The 18,907-nt window shown below is 50.5% G+C and carries 18 protein-coding genes; 13 read left to right on the forward strand and 5 right to left on the reverse strand.

Annotation, left to right across the window (positions count from 1 at the left end; all coding sequences use genetic code 11):
* Window positions 1-65: 65 nt before the first annotated feature.
* The 3 genes from EOE65_RS10680 to EOE65_RS10690 all read right to left on the reverse strand — a co-directional run bounded on the left by EOE65_RS10680 (window position 66) and on the right by EOE65_RS10690 (window position 2,880).
* Entirely contained in the window at window positions 66-668 is a 603-nt protein-coding gene (locus tag EOE65_RS10680) for a GNAT family N-acyltransferase (protein ID WP_127694300.1), read from the reverse strand.
* 424 nt (window positions 669-1,092) lie between these two features.
* The gene (locus tag EOE65_RS10685; protein ID WP_127694301.1) at window positions 1,093-1,851 is read right to left on the reverse strand and encodes a ParA family protein; all 759 of its coding nucleotides are present in this window, start codon (window positions 1,849-1,851) and stop codon (window positions 1,093-1,095) included.
* An 18-nt stretch (window positions 1,852-1,869) separates the two neighbouring features.
* Entirely contained in the window at window positions 1,870-2,880 is a 1,011-nt protein-coding gene (locus tag EOE65_RS10690) for a DUF2333 family protein (RefSeq protein WP_127694302.1), read from the reverse strand.
* A gap of 315 nt (window positions 2,881-3,195) precedes the next feature.
* Between EOE65_RS10690 and aroQ the strand changes: the two genes are divergently transcribed.
* The 10 genes from aroQ (at window position 3,196) to EOE65_RS10740 (ending at window position 13,150) form a co-directional block, all read left to right on the forward strand.
* Window positions 3,196-3,639 carry a type II 3-dehydroquinate dehydratase gene (gene aroQ, locus EOE65_RS10695; protein WP_127694303.1) on the forward strand — a complete coding sequence of 148 codons (444 nt, stop codon included), beginning with the start codon at window positions 3,196-3,198 and terminating at the stop codon, window positions 3,637-3,639.
* Window positions 3,640-3,672: 33 nt separating this feature from the next.
* Window positions 3,673-4,128 carry an acetyl-CoA carboxylase biotin carboxyl carrier protein gene (gene accB / locus EOE65_RS10700; protein WP_127694304.1) on the forward strand — a complete coding sequence of 152 codons (456 nt, stop codon included), beginning with the start codon at window positions 3,673-3,675 and terminating at the stop codon, window positions 4,126-4,128.
* 35 nt (window positions 4,129-4,163) lie between these two features.
* The gene (gene accC, locus EOE65_RS10705) at window positions 4,164-5,504 is read left to right on the forward strand and encodes an acetyl-CoA carboxylase biotin carboxylase subunit (RefSeq protein ID WP_127694305.1); all 1,341 of its coding nucleotides are present in this window, start codon (window positions 4,164-4,166) and stop codon (window positions 5,502-5,504) included.
* A 115-nt stretch (window positions 5,505-5,619) separates the two neighbouring features.
* Window positions 5,620-6,513, forward strand: coding sequence for a 50S ribosomal protein L11 methyltransferase (gene prmA / locus EOE65_RS10710; RefSeq protein ID WP_127694306.1), 894 nt, complete (start codon window positions 5,620-5,622; stop codon window positions 6,511-6,513).
* Window positions 6,510-7,226 (forward strand): zinc-ribbon and DUF3426 domain-containing protein, encoded by a 717-nt coding sequence (locus EOE65_RS10715; protein ID WP_127694307.1) that lies wholly within the window; start codon window positions 6,510-6,512, stop codon window positions 7,224-7,226. The genes prmA and EOE65_RS10715 overlap by 4 nt, the downstream gene beginning before the upstream one ends.
* 137 nt (window positions 7,227-7,363) lie before the next feature.
* Window positions 7,364-8,350 (forward strand): tRNA dihydrouridine synthase DusB, encoded by a 987-nt coding sequence (dusB, locus tag EOE65_RS10720; protein WP_127694308.1) that lies wholly within the window; start codon window positions 7,364-7,366, stop codon window positions 8,348-8,350.
* Between the two features lie 30 nt (window positions 8,351-8,380).
* Window positions 8,381-8,668: a DNA-binding transcriptional regulator Fis gene (gene fis / locus EOE65_RS10725; RefSeq protein WP_206052671.1), complete on the forward strand. Its 288-nt coding sequence runs from the start codon at window positions 8,381-8,383 to the stop codon at window positions 8,666-8,668.
* Window positions 8,669-8,697: 29 nt separating this feature from the next.
* Entirely contained in the window at window positions 8,698-10,284 is a 1,587-nt protein-coding gene (gene purH, locus EOE65_RS10730) for a bifunctional phosphoribosylaminoimidazolecarboxamide formyltransferase/IMP cyclohydrolase (RefSeq protein WP_127694310.1), read from the forward strand.
* A 65-nt stretch (window positions 10,285-10,349) separates the two neighbouring features.
* Window positions 10,350-11,639, forward strand: coding sequence for a phosphoribosylamine--glycine ligase (gene purD / locus EOE65_RS10735; protein WP_127694311.1), 1,290 nt, complete (start codon window positions 10,350-10,352; stop codon window positions 11,637-11,639).
* A gap of 146 nt (window positions 11,640-11,785) precedes the next feature.
* On the forward strand, window positions 11,786-13,150 hold the full coding sequence (locus tag EOE65_RS10740; protein ID WP_127694312.1) for a tetratricopeptide repeat protein: 1,365 nt from the start codon (window positions 11,786-11,788) through the stop codon (window positions 13,148-13,150).
* Here the strand turns inward: EOE65_RS10740 and EOE65_RS10745 are convergent.
* On the reverse strand, window positions 13,147-14,196 hold the full coding sequence (locus EOE65_RS10745; protein WP_127694313.1) for a L,D-transpeptidase Cds6 family protein: 1,050 nt from the start codon (window positions 14,194-14,196) through the stop codon (window positions 13,147-13,149). The two genes, EOE65_RS10740 and EOE65_RS10745, sit on opposite strands and share 4 nt — an antisense overlap.
* On the reverse strand, window positions 14,197-15,393 hold the full coding sequence (locus tag EOE65_RS10750; protein ID WP_127694314.1) for a L,D-transpeptidase family protein: 1,197 nt from the start codon (window positions 15,391-15,393) through the stop codon (window positions 14,197-14,199).
* A 381-nt stretch (window positions 15,394-15,774) separates the two neighbouring features.
* Here EOE65_RS10750 and EOE65_RS10755 point away from each other — a divergent pair, with 381 nt between their 5' ends.
* The 3 genes from EOE65_RS10755 to EOE65_RS10765 are packed head-to-tail and all read left to right on the forward strand — an operon-like array spanning window position 15,775 to window position 18,907.
* Window positions 15,775-16,827, forward strand: a complete 1,053-nt coding sequence (locus EOE65_RS10755; protein ID WP_127694315.1) for a Leu/Phe/Val dehydrogenase — start codon at window positions 15,775-15,777, stop codon at window positions 16,825-16,827.
* Window positions 16,824-17,900 (forward strand): pyruvate dehydrogenase (acetyl-transferring) E1 component subunit alpha, encoded by a 1,077-nt coding sequence (gene pdhA, locus EOE65_RS10760; RefSeq protein ID WP_127694316.1) that lies wholly within the window; start codon window positions 16,824-16,826, stop codon window positions 17,898-17,900. The genes EOE65_RS10755 and pdhA overlap by 4 nt, the downstream gene beginning before the upstream one ends.
* Window positions 17,897-18,907: an alpha-ketoacid dehydrogenase subunit beta gene (locus EOE65_RS10765; protein WP_127694317.1), complete on the forward strand. Its 1,011-nt coding sequence runs from the start codon at window positions 17,897-17,899 to the stop codon at window positions 18,905-18,907. Before pdhA ends, EOE65_RS10765 begins: the two co-directional genes overlap by 4 nt.

The raw sequence follows: 18,907 nt of genomic DNA on the forward strand, positions 1-18,907 counted from the left end.
ATATAGAATTAGGGGAGGCATGATACCCCCCTGAAAATGACGACAAGATGAACGCAGCCAATTGGCTACGCTGTTTGACCAAACTGAATGGCAGGTGGGGTAATTTCGATCATTTGTTTGTCAAGCCTAGCCACTGACAGCAAGTGCTTAAACTGATCAAATCCATTTTCAACGGGCACCTCAACATCTTCTAGGATGTGATAGTCAAAACCCAACTTTTTATGAAGCTTCATAAACAAGCGCGTACGAATACCTTCCGAGATGTATAGAGAGTACAAAAAACCTTTATTTTTGGCAGACTCAGTTAAAGCGTTGCAAAACTGCAACAGATCAACCTTATTACGATACTTAGGATCAATGGCTAAACGCGACCATTGGCAGTATTGCGATAACGGCTCTTGCTCGATGGAGAGGTATCTACGTATATCAACATCACCCGCTTCAAACGGCAGCCGGTGTCCGGGTAACTTCGCTGGATCAAGCATTCTAACACCACCAATACAACGATCCCCGTCACGAATGACCAGCACATCGCTCAACCCATCATAGCAGTCTTCCCCCCCATCAAAGCCCGCAACACCGAGCTCTAAACGGAAGCACTGTTCACGTATCCTGTAGTACTGTTGCAACATTCTCGGCTCACGAGACAGCTCAAAACTAACACTCATGTAGCTACTCTCTTTTCTGACTGTGTGATTGCGGCATAAAACAGCAGCGGGATTGCTATGAAAAAAACACGCCAATTAAAAAAGTTTCTTTTAACATCATAACTTTACGACCCACAGCACCCTCCAAAGGGCAGCAAAGTGTCACCACTTTGCGACAAAATAAGACCGCGAATTATTATTTTTAGCTAAATCATATAGTTACAGAAAGACACTATAATGACAGGTTTGCATTTGCTGCACACAAACTTAACGGCTCGAAACAAGTTAACAAATAAATAAGAAATGTGTAGTGTTTTTTTAGGAAAATGTGAAACTTTTGAACTTGAATCAAACACAAGTTTGATTAAGCGCAAATTAAAAGAGCAAGGAAGGGAAGCGCGCACCTAACAAAACGATGCGCGTCGAACTCTCAGAAAGCCAGTGATTAATGCAGGCTGTCAAAAAGAGAAATAAACTCTAGCGTAAGCTTGTGGCTCGGGGCTTGGAAGATCAATGGTAAGCAAGCAGCGTGAGACTCCTTCATTTTCACGGACGCGGACAGCTTTTGCTCTAGAATCGGCAGCCCTTCTGCTTTTAGCTCCGCAACAACTTGCTGCGGCAGAGATGCTCTAGCTTGATATTGATTCACCACGATCCCCTCTATTGTTAACGCCTCGTTGTGATCTAGGCACACCTCACGAACGTTTTCCATCAAGGCATACAAACCCGCCCGCGCAAAATCGTCACAATCAAACGGCACCAAGCACCGCTCAGCAGCTACTAAAGCCGACAAAGAAAAGAAGTTAAACGCAGGAGGCGTATCAATATAAATGGCATCAAACTCACTTAGTTGGTTTAAAGCATCTCGAAGTTTATATATTTTATGCTTACTCTCGAGCTTGCTTTGCAGATCGCCTAAAGAAGAATTCGAAGGGATAACAAACAAGTTGTCGTGATCAGTGGCGTGTATAAACTCTTGTGGAGCTTGAGGCTTAAGTTGAAAGGTTAGCACTTGCTCGAAAAAGTCCTTAATGTCCTTTCCCTCTCGAACCTCTTTGCCGAGAAGATAGTCCGTCGCATTCCCTTGAGGATCTAGATCAACCACGACTGTTTTCTTCCCTTGCGCAGCGCTAATAGCAGCCAAGTTAACAGCAATGCTCGACTTCCCAACACCACCTTTCTGATTGTATACAACTCGTTTCACAGCTATCCCTCCTGATGGTTAGCCCTGAGAAAGTAATTCACGAAGATCGATAATCGCCGCATTAGCTCGGGATATATAAGATGCCATCACCAGCGAGTGATTGGCCAAGAAACCAAACTCAGTGCCATTCAAAATGACAGGGCTCCAAATAGTGCCTTGAGTCGCCTCTAATTCGCGAATGATCTGCAACAGACTCACACGTGCGTTTTTCTTATCCAAAGCAGGCCCAAAATCGCGCTCGACCGCTTTTAACAGATGAATCAATGCCCACGCAGTACCGCGAGCTTCGTAAAAAACGTCATCGATCTCAAACCACGACGTTTTGACTTCAAGCTCGCTGGCAGAGGGGTTCGTAACACCTGCCGGTTCCGTATCAAGGTTGACGCGCTTTTGACCAACGCTAGCACTAAGGCGCTGAGATAAACTACCTAAACGAGTGCTTACATCCCCCAACCAACCATTGAGGTTGTCCGCACGGGCATAAAACTGGGCAGATTGCTCAGCAGGATTCTCTAAACGGGCTAAATAACCTCTAAACCCTTTTAACGCTTTCTTATACTCACTTTCTGTTGCTGGAAACAACCAACTATTATTGTTGAAGTTCAGCATGGGCTCTGCCTTGGCCAAAGACGAGTCTTCGGTTGATTGGGATTGAGAGCGGCTAAAATCCTTACGCATCGCACGCGCCATATCTCGCGCTTGCACAAGAACGCCGAACTCCCAGTTGGGCATATTATCCAACCAAATACCTGGAGGCAGCTTATCGTTGCTGATATAACCACCCTGCTTCTCCAATAAAGCCGCCGTCACATCGATCAGAGCTGTCGTCGTTGCCACACCCGCCACGTCTGACTTAGCAGGCAATGCAGGCTGGTCTGGCTCAATACTCCAGAAAACACCAAGCGCTCCAGCAACTGCTACATAAAGCAATACCAGCAAGGCTACACCTTTAAGAAGAACGCTTCCCGAAAACACGCCTAACACACCATCCCACAACGAAAACCAAACCCTTTGCAGTCGATCTAACATATCTATCCCCATCTAATTTACACTCAGTATGCCAAATTGTGCACCGCAATAAAATCTTAGCAGCAGAGCTCATTTAACTTGTTGCAGACAAACACAAACCCATCCACCTTTTACGCTAACAACAAAGTGGCTATTGTACATGTTTTGAACAGCAAAATTACGTGAACGCCAGATAACTAAGAGTTACGAACGTCGTCAAACTCGCATACATCCTGCTGATAATTACATAAAAACTGGACTCTTAAAATTCTTTAATGCAAACTTACCGCAGGTCATCCGTTATCTGGAATTATTAACCGTTTTAAGGCAGCTTTCATGTCCACGTTTTTGTTAATTAATGGTCCCAACCTTAATTTGTTAGGCACGCGTGAACCTGAAATCTATGGTGCTGACACACTCGCTGATGTCGAGCGATCGCTCAGTGCTGAAGCCACTACAAGTGGTCACGACTTGCTATGCTATCAAAGCAATAGTGAAGGCGACCTCGTAAATCGCATCCATCAAGCTCGCGATGAAAACGTAGCCGCCATCATCATCAACCCCGCAGCTTATACTCATACGAGCGTCGCGATTCGCGATGCACTCTTAGGAGTAGAGATCCCTTTCATCGAAGTTCATCTATCGAACGTACACGCAAGGGAACCTTTCAGGCATCACTCCTATCTATCAGACATCGCTAAGGGCGTTATCTGTGGCTTGGGAGTTGCAGGGTACAGCTATGCACTGTCATCTGCCATCCAGATAACCACCGATCAATAAACACTTAATTTACTTGAACGCAGAGATTACAGAATGGACATCCGCAAGGTTAAAAAGCTGATTGAACTTCTTGAAGAGTCAAACATCAACGAAATCGAAATCAAAGAAGGCGAGGAGTCTGTACGCATCAGTCGTGCGTCCAGCGTTCAACCACAGATGGCTATGCCAATTGCTCAACCAGCGGCAGTTGCTGCTGCACCAGCACCCGTAGCGGCGGCTGCGCCTGTTGCTGAACCAGCGGAAGCAAAGCATAACGGTCACGTTGTACTTTCACCGATGGTAGGTACGTTCTATCGCGCGCCATCACCAAGCTCACCTGCTTTCATCGAAGTAGGCAAAACAGTGAAAGCTGGTGATGTTATCTGTATCGTCGAAGCGATGAAAATGATGAACCAGATCGAAGCAGACAAATCAGGCGTTATCGAAGCCATTCTAGTGGAAGACGGACAGCCTGTTGAGTTCGACCAACCACTGGTCACTATCGTCTAACTTCACAGAATCTACAGCTAGAGGAATGAACCCCAATGCTGGATAAAGTCGTTATCGCCAACCGTGGCGAAATCGCGCTACGCATACTGCGTGCCTGTAAAGAGCTCGGCATCAAGACGGTGGCTATACACTCAAAGGCCGACCGTGATTTGATGCACGTACGCTTGGCAGACCAAGCTGTTTGTATTGGTCCTGCGCAATCAGCGCAAAGCTACTTAAACATCCCTGCGATCATCAGTGCTGCGGAAGTAACAGACGCCACAGCTATCCACCCAGGCTATGGTTTTTTGGCTGAGAATGCCGATTTCGCAGAGCAGGTTGAACGCTCCGGATTTACCTTTATAGGTCCTCGTGCAGATACAATTCGCCTAATGGGCGACAAAGTATCTGCTATCGATGCCATGAAGAAAGCGGGCGTCCCGACGGTACCAGGCTCCGATGGCCCACTACCAGATGACAACAGCAAGCTTCACGCGATTGCCAAACGTATTGGCTACCCTGTGATCATCAAAGCCGCTGCAGGTGGCGGTGGCCGAGGTATGCGCGTCGTGAACTCAGAAGCTTCCCTGATTAGCTCAATCCACGTGACTCAATCAGAAGCTGCAGCTGCGTTCGGTGATGCAACGGTTTACATGGAGAAATTCCTAGAAAACCCACGTCACGTTGAAGTCCAAGTCCTGGCTGACGGCCAAGGTAATGCGATTCACCTGTATGACCGTGATTGCTCATTGCAGCGCCGCCACCAAAAAGTCGTTGAAGAAGCGCCAGCGCCACACCTTGATCCAACAGCACGTGCAGAGGTATTGCAAGCCTGCGTGGATGCATGCATCGAGATCGGCTACCGCGGTGCTGGCACATTTGAGTTCCTATACGAAGATGGTCGTTTCTACTTCATCGAAATGAACACGCGTGTTCAGGTAGAACACCCGGTCACTGAGATGGTAACCGGTGTTGATATCGTAAAAGAGCAACTACGCATCGCTGCAGGACACCCACTGTCCATCAAGCAAGAAGATGTGAAGCTGCGCGGTCACTCATTCGAATGTCGTATCAACGCGGAAGATCCAAAGTCTTTCCTACCGAGCCCAGGCAAGGTTATCCACTTCCATGCTCCAGGTGGTAATGGTGTTCGCGTTGACTCACACCTTTATGATGGCTATACGGTACCGCCTCACTACGACTCGCTGATCGCTAAGTTGATCACGTTCGCAGATGACCGTGAAACCGCATTGATACGCATGAAGAACGCACTGGACGAGATGCTAGTTGAAGGCATCCGCACCAATATCGAGCTGCATCAAGATATTGTTGATGACGGCGCGTTCCAGCAAGGTGGGGTGAACATCCACTACCTTGAGAAGAAGCTAGGGCTATAAGTTAGCTCCCTGCAAACAAAGCCCGCCCAGTGCGGGCTTTTTTACACAAGTCACTCTTACTATCGTGTCTTTCGCTATAGTATTAGAAAGATCGAACCCTATTACGGAAACTTCCATGCCTTGGCTCCAAGTAAAGCTAGATATCGCTCCTGATCAATCAGAATCATATGAAGAGATTCTTATGGCAGCAGGCAGCGCAGCTGTGACCTATGAAGACGGCGCAGACCAACCTATTTTTGAGCCTGATTTAGGTACAACACCCTTGTGGAATAAAACCCGCATCACTGGGTTATTTTCAGCAGACCACAATATCAAGGCACTGCAAAGTTACATCACCGAAGCACACCAACTTGTTTTTCAGCAAGATGACGCGCCTCAAATCCACGCAGAGATCCTCGAAGATAAAGATTGGGAACGTGAGTGGATGAGCAACTACCATCCGATGCAGTTTGGCGAACGCCTATGGATATGCCCAAGCTGGCGTGAAGCACCCGATCCGGATGCAGTTAACCTATTGCTAGACCCCGGCCTTGCGTTCGGCACCGGAACTCACCCAACAACAGCATTGTGCCTAGAGTGGCTCGACCAACAAAATCTGGTTGATAAAGATGTCACCGATTACGGCTGCGGTTCGGGCATTTTAGGGATTGCTGCTCTTTTGCTAGGTGCGAAACACACGGTTGCCGTCGATATTGACCCGCAAGCCCTCACCGCGACCAATGATAACCTAGCGCGTAACAATCTTGCGCCAGCCAAGCTGGATACCTATCTGCCAGAGCACACACCCGCTCACCAAAGTGATGTATTAGTCGCCAATATTCTCGCCGGGCCTCTTGTGGAGCTCGCACCAACAATTGCCCAACACGTAAAATCAGGCGGCTTGCTGGCACTGTCAGGTCTATTAAAAGCACAAGCTGACGAGATCGTGACCACCTACAGCGAATGGTTTGATCTTGATCCTATCGCCTACAAAGAAGATTGGATTCGCGTTACCGGTACCAAAAAATGACCACAAAGCTCACAGCGCGCTGTCCAGCCTGTAATACAACATTTCATATTACACCGCAGCAATTGCAAGTTGCTGAAGGACGCGTGCGTTGTGGGCAATGCTCAGCCCTCTTTGATGCAAAGCCGAGTAGCACTGAGCCACTATTGCCACCGACGGGGTCCATGCCGCCTCTGACCTCAGCGGAAAAGGCACTGAGCATGACTGACGATACGCTGTTTACCCTCGACAGCACGCTACCAACCATTCGGCCTAAACAGCGCCACCTGTTATCGTGGTTATTAATTATTTTGCTCAGCTTGTTGCTGGTGTGCCAGGTTCTCTGGTTTAACCAGCAATACTGGCGCACCTCGCCGTTTCTCTTACCTCTGTACGAGCAGTTTAACTTGTCACCCTGGCAAAACATTAAACAGATTCGGAACGAGCAACTTGTGGTTCAGCCACACCCCGAATTCCAAGATGCCATCCGCGTCTCGTTGCGCCTAAAAAATACCGCTCCAATTCCACAACCATTCCCGCGCCTAAAGCTCACATTTTCTGACTTGAAAGGTCGCGTGGTCGCATCGCAAATTTTCACCCCAAAGACCTATTTAGACCGAGAGCGGTTCGACCCAAAATCGATGCCTTCCGGCACTCCCTTGCAGTTCCAACTCGACCTTCTAGCACCGAGTCGACGCGCTGTCAGTTACCAGCTTGAGCTCTTTCCTGCAAGCTAAAAAACGCTCAAAATTTCACCAAAAATCCTTGGACGATCTACCGCTAAACGGTATGATTACGCCCTTTCCTTTGAACACCCATCCAGCCATTATTTCGATAGCGGTTGGTATCTATTTATCTGAATTTAAGGTCTGTCATGTTCCAAATTGGCCCTTACAGGATTGACAGTCAGGTCGTACTTGCTCCCATGGCAGGCGTTACCGACCAACCCTTTCGAAAGCTATGTCGAAAGCTTGGTGCAGGTCTTGTTGTCTCGGAGATGGTCACGTCTGACACGCGCCTTTGGAACAGCCGAAAATCTCAGTATCGCCTCAATCACGCAGGCGAAGAGGAACCACGCTCAATACAAATTGCAGGCGGTGATCCACAGATGATCGCTGAAGCTGCACGTATGAACGTTGAGCGCGGTGCTCAGATAATCGATATCAATATGGGTTGCCCGGCGAAAAAAGTGTGTAACAAAGCAGCAGGCTCAGCTCTGCTTCAAGATGAGCCTCTTGTGCTTGAGATTCTTAAAGCTGCGGTAGCCGCCGTTGATGTACCTGTTACGCTCAAAATTCGCACCGGATGGTCACCAGAGAACCGCAATGCTGAGACGATTGCACGTATGGCAGAGGATGTTGGCATTCAAGCGCTAGCGATTCATGGCCGTACCCGTGCATGTGGGTACCGTGGTGACGCTGAGTACGACACCATCGCCCGCGTTCGCAACAGCATTGAGATCCCCCTGTTCGCCAACGGCGATATCACCAGCGCCCGCAAAGCCAAGGAGGTGCTTGACTGTACCGGCGCTGATGCAGTGATGATCGGCCGTGCAGCTCAAGGTAACCCTTGGATATTCAAAGAGATTAACCACTTCCTTCAACATGGAACAGAACTGCCCAAACCAACGTCTGAGGTGGTCAAAACCACACTCTTGAACCACTTGGCAGCTTTGCACGAGTTCTATGGCGAATACATGGGAGTGCGTATCGCGCGTAAGCACGTCGGATGGTACTTGCATCATCAGCCAAATGGCGTATCGTTCCGCGCTCGCTTCAATAAACTAGAATCAGCAGTCGAGCAGGTAGCCGCTATTGAGCACTATTTTTCCGCTGCTCACTCATCATCAACGGCCGCCTGATTCATTAATAGGTATATAAGAACTGTGGATATTAAAGAAAATACAAACACCTCTTTCACTCCTAACAACGGCACACTGGACACACCACAGCAACAAACGTTGCGTGACAGCGTTCAATCGTCATTAGGCCACTACTTTAAGCAACTGGATGGCCAACCAACGACTGACGTCTATCAAATGGTATTAGCCGAAGTGGAAGCGCCTCTGTTTGAAACAGTGATGGCATATACCAAGGACAATCAAACCAAGGCATCAGAGCTTCTGGGTTTAAATCGCGGTACATTGCGCAAGAAGCTTAAGCAGTACGGACTTCTGTAAATCAACCTTCCAACGATAGTGACAACACCATGGCCGAGCAGAACTACACTCCCATCCGACGCGCCCTAATCAGCGTCTCTGACAAAACCGGTATTGTTGAATTTGCCCGCGAGCTAAACGCTCAAGGCGTCGAAATTCTCTCTACAGGTGGTACCTATAAGCTACTGTGCGACAACCAGATTCCAGCGGTTGAAGTATCAGACTACACAGGTTTTCCAGAGATGATGGATGGCCGAGTCAAAACCCTGCACCCGAAAGTACATGGCGGTATTTTGGGTCGCCGTGGTCAGGATGATGACGTGATGAACGCTCACGGTATCAACCCTATCGACATGGTTGTGGTTAATCTGTACCCCTTCGAGTCGACCATTGCTCGCCCTGATTGCGACCTCCCGATGGCGATCGAAAACATCGATATTGGCGGACCGACCATGGTGCGTTCAGCAGCGAAAAACCACAAAGATGTCGCTATCGTCGTCAATGCTTCGAGCTACGATGTAGTATTGGCTGAGCTACAAGCAAACCAAGGTTTGTCTATGAAGACTCGCTTTGACCTCGCCGTGCAAGCGTTTGAGCATACCGCTAAATACGACGGTATGATCGCAAACTACCTAGGCGCGATTGTCGAAGACGAAACTCATGAAGTAGCCGCAGACTTCCCACGCACTTTCAATACTCAGTTCGTGAAAGCGCAAGACATGCGTTACGGAGAAAACCCACATCAGCGCGCTGCGTTCTATGTGGAGTCCAACCCAGCCGAAGCGAGCATTGCAACAGCACGACAACTGCAAGGTAAGGCGTTGTCCTACAACAACGTTGCAGATACCGATGCAGCGCTGGAGTGCGTTAAACCATTCCGTGAGCCTGCGTGCGTTATCGTCAAGCATGCTAACCCGTGCGGTGTAGCCATCGGTAGCGATATCCTAGAGGCGTATAACCTCGCTTTCCAAACCGACCCAACATCAGCGTTTGGTGGCATCATCGCGTTTAACCGTGAACTCGATGCACAAACCGCTGCGGCGATTGTTGAGCGCCAATTTGTTGAAGTCATTATCGCACCATCGGTCTCTCAAGAGGCATCTGATATCGTGGCCGCTAAGCCTAACGTCCGTTTGCTAGCATGTGGCGAGTGGGATGCGGTACGTGCAGCAGGTTTTGACTATAAGCGCGTTAATGGTGGACTGTTGGTGCAAGACCGCGACTTAGGCATGGTCGATGCATCTGAGCTTAAAGTGGTGACACAACAAGCACCTTCTGAGCAACAAATCCGTGACCTGCTGTTCTGCTGGGAAGTGGCGAAATTCGTTAAGTCCAATGCTATTGTGTACGCTAAAAATGGCCAAACGATCGGCATCGGTGCTGGCCAAATGAGCCGTGTTTACAGTGCCAAAATTGCGGGCATTAAAGCCGCTGACGAAGGCTTGGAAGTACGTGGCTCAGTCATGGCTTCTGATGCATTTTTCCCATTCCGTGACGGCATCGATGCCGCTGCGGCAGCGGGCATCAGCGCGATCATTCAACCGGGTGGCTCAATGCGTGACCAAGAAGTGATTGACGCAGCAAATGAGCATGGCATGGCGATGGTATTCACTGGCATGCGCCACTTCCGCCACTAATCAAAGCTCGCATTCCATATAACGGCCGCCGCACTGCAGCGGCACGAATATAGGCAGATTTTACAATGAAAGTACTCGTAATTGGTTCTGGTGGTCGTGAACATGCACTGGCATGGTCTGCTGCAAAAGACACGCGCGTCAGCGATGTATTTGTTGCTCCAGGTAACGCAGCAACTGCGCTTGAAGACAAAATGCAAAACGTCGCTATTGATGTAATGGATATCGATGGGCTACTCGACTTTGCGGCCTCAAACGCTATCGATTTAACGATTGTTGGTCCTGAAGCACCGCTAGTTGCCGGCGTTGTCGATAAATTCCGCGCAGCAGGTCTGGCGATCTTTGGTCCAACCGCAGGTGCAGCTCAACTTGAGGGCTCTAAGGCATTTACCAAAGACTTCCTCGCACGCCAACAGATCCCGACTGCTGAGTATCAAAACTTTACCGAGATCGAACCTGCATTGGCGTACGTTCGCGAAAAAGGCGCGCCGATTGTTGTTAAGGCAGACGGCTTAGCGGCGGGTAAAGGCGTAATCGTTGCCATGACACTGGAAGAAGCAGAAGCTGCGATCAAAGACATGTTAGCTGGAAACGCCTTCGGTGATGCGGGCAGCCGCGTTGTCATCGAAGAGTTTTTAGATGGCGAAGAAGCTTCTTACATCGTTATGGTTGATGGTGACAACGTATTGCCCATGGCAACAAGCCAAGACCATAAGCGTGTGGGCAATGGTGATACAGGCCTCAATACCGGCGGTATGGGCGCGTACTCCCCTGCTCCTGTCGTCACAGCTGAGATTGACCAACGCGTTATGGATGAAGTGATCATGCCAACCGTTAACGGCATGAAGGCTGAAGGTAACGAATACACCGGTTTCCTTTACGCAGGCCTTATGATCATGGCAGATGGCACGCCAAAAGTGATCGAGTACAACTGCCGTTTTGGTGATCCAGAAACACAGCCCATTATGTTGCGTTTAAAATCTAGCTTGGTTGCGTTGTGCGAAGCCGCGCTCGCTAAGAAGCTTGATAGCACAACAGCCGAATGGGATACACGCCGCTCAGTAGGCGTTGTTATGGCAGCCGGTGGTTATCCTGGCAGTTACGATAAAGGTGCGGTGATCAGCTTCCCTGAGCAAGAGCCAGAGGGCACCAAAATTTTCCATGCCGGTACCCAGCAAAACGATGCGGGAGAGGTGGTTACTGCTGGCGGGCGTGTTTTGTGTGTAACAGCACTTGGCGACACCGTTACCGAAGCTCAACAACGCGCTTATGCGCTAGTCGAGCAAACGGGCTGGCAAGATGCCTATTACCGTACGGATATCGCTTACCGTGCCATCGCACGCGAAAGCGAATCCTAATCAACAAAAGCCACCGCAAGGTGGCTTTTCTGTATCTAACTACGCAATTACCGCTATAATCGGCAAGCAATATTGTTGCAGGACGCGGCAAGCTTGCTACGATGTAAAACGTTGTAACTCGTTAATTTATAAAAAGATAGCGCTTCATGGATATTAAACCCACTCGGATTGCCCTACTGATCAGCCTAGCCTTGGCTGGCACCTACAGCCACAGTGCAGAGCAGACCTACTGCAACGATAACAGCGGTGCCTGTGATAAAGCTCTGGAACAAGGCGTTAGTGCTAAATCGCTCGCTTCAACGGACGAAGCATGGATGAACGGTAAGCTTAGAGAGATCAAAGCTTGGCTACACCAAGAGAAAGGCACAGCGACTGAGCAACTACCCAGCCCAACCGACCTCAAGTCGGCAATCCCTGCTAGTTCGCAAATTTCAGTACGGGACCCTCAAGCAGAAGATCCTGAGTTGATGCGTATCGAAGCCCTATCACAGGCGGGTAATCATCGTGGTGCGATGTCGGCAATCAACAGCTTTTTAGCAAACAATCCCGACAGCCTAGAGGGTCAGCTGACCAAAAGCCTTGTGCTCAATAAGATGGGCCAGCACAAAGAAGCTGAAGCACTACTAAAAACCAGTATCCGCAACAACCCTAACTCCCCAGAGCTTTACAACAACCTTGCTGTGCTTTACGCCGAGCAAGGCAATCACGGTAAAGCGATTGAAACACTGCTGAAAGCGTTCAGTACTCACCCAACTTATGCACAAGTGCATCAAAATCTGCGCGAACTGTATGCCACCGTTGCTTCACAAGCATACAACCGAGCGCTTGATATCAAAGATGAGACTGAAACGCCCAACCTTGTTATGTTGCGCCGTGCTGCCGACAGCACACCGAAGCCGCTAAACTATGAACCAGCAGCTGTGGCCATGCAGCCCGCCCAAGTCGCTACTGCACCTAAAACGACGGTAGCAACAGCGCCGGTTGTGAAGCCTACGCCTATGGCTAAACCTGAAGTCATCAAACAACCAGCAGCGCCTGTAAAACCCGTCACAACGGTTGAACCTGCGGTTGTCGAAGTCACTAAACCGGTCACTAAAACACCTGTAAATACAGTGACTGCTGCGCCGACCAAAACGCAAGCGCCAAAGCCAGACACAGCATTAGAAGTACAACGCATTCGTGAAGCGATTGCCGCGGTACGCAGCTGGGCGTCGGCATGGGAGCAACAAAATGTCGATGGTTACCTAGATGCATACGCTGATGGCTATCGACCCGGCAATGGCTTATCTCACCAAGCGTGGCGAGCCCAGCGTAAGCAGCGCCTCAACAAACCGAGCTTTATTAAAGTTGAGTTATCTGCTGTAACTGCTCGAATCGAAGGCGATTCAACAGCAGTCGTGAGCTTTAATCAGGCCTACCGCTCTAACACTTATCGCGATAACACACGTAAGCAAATCACGCTAAAGCAGAGCCCAACTGGCTGGAAAATCATCAAAGAAGCCTCACTCTAAGAGGCTTCATTACCTACAGGTCGAACATCAAGATTTAGCTCGTCCATGATAAAGAAGCGCTCTCCTACTGGCAGGATAAGGAGCGCTTTGTGGGTATTATCTTGATAATTGGGCGAGCGATAGAGCTGCCAAAACTCTGCGCGATATCCACCTTCCGTTTTGCTAAACGTCAATGGCCCTAATTCAATCCGGATCCATTCAGGGGAAAGCAGACGTTCAGTACGCCAATTCCGCCACTGGGTGGCCGACATATGTTGATACGCACTGTAAGCTGGCAGATAAAAACCAAAGTACGCCTCAATATCCCGCTGCTGCCACGCTCGCGACCAATCCGTCACTAGCCTCGTTAATGCCGCTGTTGGTATGTTAGCGACAGGGGCATCCTCTCTAGCCACAGGTTGATGGCTAATAGACGCCGATTTAACTATCGCATTTTCAATAGGCTGCTTGGGTTCTTCCGGTACAGCAAGGTACCCATAAAGACCAGCTGCCGTTAGCAGCGGTATGGCCCCTGCCGCTAGCCTGTAGGCCAATGGACGTGGGCGGGGGGGTGTCGAAACGGGCCGCTCTAACTGCACAACTCGCTGGCGAAGCTCGGTAAACTGAGGATCAGCAAGCTGTACTAACTCCCCTTCCAAAATAACTTTCAGGGCAAATTGGCAATCGGCATTGAGTGGAGATAAAGACAACAGCTCAGCAAGCTCGGCTGTGTTGCAGTCGGCTAAGCGGAGTATCAGCCATGCATCACCACCCGCTTCGGCCCAGCGATTTAGATAGAACGCTCGATACTCTGGCGCAACGTTGGGCAAGCCTAATTGCTCAAACATCGCACTTACCAACCCCTGTTGAGCATCAGGGCGCATGATCGTGAGTGCGTGGCCCTCTAGCACTGATTCTAAACCTGCTATTCGGGCGCTAGGCACCAGAGCCACGCCATATTCGGGTAAGACCCGCTGCAGAAAGGCGGCATCATTGGCGGCTAAAGCGTTGGTTTTAAGATTGGGTTGTTCCGCATGAAAGAACAGGCTGGTGTGTCGGCTACTCACTTACGGAATACCTTGGGACGGCTCCCCTTCGTAAGCGATCTTCCAGCGTCCTCCCTCTTTAACCCAATACTGGCGTTTAATGGAGTCGCTGTGGTAGTTATCCGACTTATAATGCTGCTCGAAAGAGGCAACCATCAGGTTAGGATCATTCGGGTAACGGAATAAGCTCACTTTGTTCAATTTGACATCAATGTAGCTTTTCGCACCGTTAACACGCTGCTTGTGTTTAGAAAACGCGGAGAAGTCTTTGCTGCCATCGCTAAAGGAGGGGGAGTAATGCGCAATATACTGATCATGCAAACGGCTCTCCCAGTCGCTACGCCATGCTTCGAGAACCGCTGTCATCTCTTTCTGCTGTTGCTGCCATTGTGCCACGGATATCCAGTTAAAGTGTTCACCTATCAGCACCGGCGTATTCTTAATATCGACCAGTTTATCGAGTTCCAGAAAGTCAGGGTTGGTCAACGATACACAGCCCTCACTTGCCAACGGCGGACGGCTATAGGTGTTCACCGGTGAGCCATGCACCCAAATACCACTGCCCGTGCGGCCATGGCGCTTATCCCACACATTCGGGTAGTTGATCGGCAGCGCTCCGGAGCCGTAACGCTGTGGAAGGTCCTTATCAAGCAAACGCTTCGTGACAAAGTAAACACCAAGCGGTGTTTTTAGGTCGCCACGCTTCTCTTTAACAACACCTCCGCGGCCATAAGAGGCGTAGTAATCTTTCACGACACGCGGCGTACCGTTGTGATTTTCGATCACAAAGAGGCGCGACAGGCCGGTATCTACCGCCAGCAGGTATTGCTGGTCTTCGCTCATCTTAATCAGGCTAGATGGAATCAAACCGGCTTGCGGTTTCTTGCTCTCCATCTGCAAACGCGCACGCGCCTCGGCAATTAAGCCCTCAATCTCTTTTTGGCGTTTCGCTAAATTGCTACCCACTTGCCCTAGAGGATTTACTTGTGCGGCTAGCAGGTCGGCATAAACCAACTGCGCTAAACGAAAATCAGGACGAATCTCGGTAAGCTCACGAAACTGCTCCAAGGCGGAATCAAAATCACGCGTTGAGAGCGACTGCAAGCCCTGAATCAAAAGCTCTTCATTTCCCTCAGAAACACCATAATCTGGCGCTGCTGACGTATTTAACGATGCCGCTAAAAGACACCCTGATAAGAGAATCGCTACTTTTTTCATCAACACCCTGTTATACCGAATTTACCGTTTATATCGCGTGGATTGACAACATTTAACCACCATTTATCCGTTAATCACAGCAATAACCTGTGATCCGCTCAACAGCGTAGCCAACGGACATACCTTAGAAAAATAGTCAGAAATGCTTCAATGCACAAAATTACCACAATCTGAACGCCTGTTTGAACAGCCATGCGCTGAAAAACCCCAAACATTGACTATTTTGCAGCGCAAAAATTCGACGCTGATTCACATAATTAGCGCTCTTTCGCTCGGAACTTTCTGATTTCTTGTGCTATCCAGAGTAATACAGGGCGGCCAAAAGCCGCTTTCGCATATCAGCTCGTTTTCCACCGCACGAAACCAACGGAGGACCCCGTTATGTTTACCCAGATGGAAACAGCAGGCATTGCAGAGAACCATCTCTACCACGATCACGCGACCGGCTTGCGCGCGATTATTGCCATACATTCGACACGTCTAGGGCCAGCGATTGGTGGCTGCCGTTTTATTCCATACGATCATGAAAGCGATGCCATCGCCGATGCCATGCGCCTTGCAAAAGGTATGAGTTACAAAGCCGCACTGGCAGGGTTGCCCCATGGGGGTGGTAAGTCAGTCATCATAAAGCCCGAAGGGGCGATGGATCGAACGGCCCTGATGCAAGCGTTTGGGCGCTTTATCGATACGCTGCAGGGGCGCTACATCACCGCCATGGACAGCGGCACACTCACATCCGATATGGACGCTATTGCCACCAGCACACCTTGGGTGACCTGCACAACAACCTTTGGAGACCCAGGCCCCTTTACCGCACGTGGCGTGGTACGCGGCATGATGGCCGCAGTCGAGCATAAGCTTGGCACCCCAACACTCGCTGGAATGCATGTTGCGATTCAGGGGCTTGGCAATGTGGGCATGGCAGTGGCGCAACTGCTCCATCAACACGGCGCACGTCTCACCGTAACTGATATCAACCCAGCGCTGGTTGCCAGCGCCGCCAGCCGCTTTGGAGCGGCAACGGTGATGCCCGATGCAATTTACAGCGTTGCGGCGGATATCTTCTGCCCTTGTGGCTTAGGTGGTGTGCTCAACCCCACAACGATTGATGCACTGAACGTTTCAGTGGTGGCAGGCTCTGCGAATAACCAACTGACCAGTACCGCTGCGGGTGAGCAGTTGCATGATAAGGGCATCTTGTATGCGCCGGATTATGTGATCAACGCCGGTGGATTGATCTACGTCGCACTCAAACACACCCACACTCCGCAAGAGGCGATCAGCGCCCAAACTGATGCGATTCAAGAGACACTCAGCGCGCTGTTTGCCGATGCCGAAACCGCAGGCCAAGCGCCCTTTCTTATCGCCGATGCGAAAGCTGAACAAGTGATCGCAAAAGGGTTAGCCACTGAACCGACGAGGGCTTTCGCATGAAGACACAATATGAAGGCAAGATCACACTCACTGAGTATCTAGCACCGTCAGGCGAGCTACTGCACCCATTGCCCGATACCGCACCTGATCGCGAGACACTGCTGCGCTATTACGAAAAGATGGTACTCGCGCGCCAGTTCGACAACAAAGCGATAGCCCTGCAACGCACGGGGCAACTCGGCACCTACGCCTCCCTTGCAGGTAGTGAAGCGATTGATGTTGTGACAGCGCTGCAGATGACCCAAAGCGATGTACTGGTGCCCTATTACCGAAACCACATCATGCAGCACCTCAGAGGGATGGATCTTGCTGATGTACTGCTTTACTGGGGTGGCGATGAACGCGGCAACAGTGCGGAAGCTCAGCATCAAGACCTCCCTAACTGCGTCCCCATTGCGACGCAGTGTTTACACGCCTGTGGCGTTGCGACAGCGATTAAATATCGCGAAGAGGCACGTGCTGTAGTAACGGTCTTAGGCGATGGCGCCACATCAAAAGGGGATTTTTTAGAGGCGCTCAATGTGGCAGGTATTTGGCAACTTCCTGTCGTATTTATCATTAATAACAACCAATGGGCGATCTCCGTACCACGCGCGTTACAAACCATCGCCCCCACCTTGGCGCAAAAGGCACTCGGGGCCGGTATTCGTGGCGAACAGGTGGACGGCAATGATGTCTTCGCCATGCACGAGCGGGTCTCTCAAGCGCTTGAGCGAGCGCGCTCCGGCAAAGGGCCAACGGTCATCGAAGCGGTTAGTTATCGTTTGTCAGACCACACCACCGCCGATGATGCGACGCGCTACCGCTCCCCTGATGCACTCAAGACCGGATGGGAACGAGAACCCATCAAACGGCTACAAACATACCTGCACCAGCAAGGCGCATGGGATGCAGAGCAGGAGCAAGCGCTACAAAACACTGTCGCCGATGCTATCCAGCAAGCGGTGGATCGCTACCTAGCAACGCCGGCACAGCCAGTTGCGTCGATGTTCGAACACCTCTACGCAGAGATGCCACGTTCACTCCGCCAGCAGCGAGATATCGCCGTTGCGCGGGAGGAGGAAACCTCATGAATACATTAGCAACCACGGCCCAACTCACCGAACCGCTTAGCATGGTTGATGCGGTCAATTTAGCGCTACACCGTGCCATGCGCGAGGATGCTGATGTCGTTCTACTCGGGGAAGATATCGGCCCAAATGGTGGCGTATTTCGCGCCACTGCAGACCTGCGCACCGCCTTTGGTGAAAAGCGGGTCATCGATACACCGCTGGCGGAAAACATGATCGCGGGTCTAACCGTCGGCATGGCAACACAGGGCCTCAAACCGGTGGCCGAAATTCAATTTATGGGATTTATCTTTCCTGCGATGGAGCACATCATCTGCCACGCTGCGCGCATGCGAAACCGCACACGTGGCCGCTTAAGTTGCCCGTTGGTGATTCGCGCTCCGTTCGGTGGTGGTATTCATGCACCCGAGCACCATTCAGAGAGCACCGAAGCACTGTTTGCTCACACGCCGGGTTTGCGAGTTGTTATCCCCTCATCACCACAACGTGCTTATGGTTTGCTGCTCGCGGCGATTCGCTGCCCCGATCCTGTTATTTTCTTGGAGCCGAAGCGGATCTATCGCAGCCACAATCAGCAGATCAAAGATGATGGCGAGGCGCTACCGTTAGATACCTGTTTCACCCTGCGTGAAGGTCAGGATGTCACGCTCATCAGTTGGGGCGCAATGATCAAAGAGACGCTCGCCGCAGCGGATCAGCTGCTTAGCGAAGGGATCGAATGTGAAGTGATCGATATTGCCACGGTGAGCCCACTCGACCGCGACACACTGCTCGCCTCTGTCAGTAAAACAGGCCGCTGTGTCATCGTGCAGGAAGCGCCACAAAACTGCTCAGTTGGTTCAGAGATCGCCAGCATGATGGCCACCGAGGCGCTATTCGACCTTAGAGCGCCGGTGGCGCGGGTATCAGGCTACGACACCGTGATGCCCTATTTCCGACTTGAACAGCACTACATGCCGCAAACCGATCAGATTGTGACAGCCGTCAAACAGACAATGGAGTTCAGCTGA

The organism is Neptunomonas marina, assembly GCF_004005935.1.
GTDB classification, from domain to species: domain Bacteria; phylum Pseudomonadota; class Gammaproteobacteria; order Pseudomonadales; family Balneatricaceae; genus Neptunomonas; species Neptunomonas marina.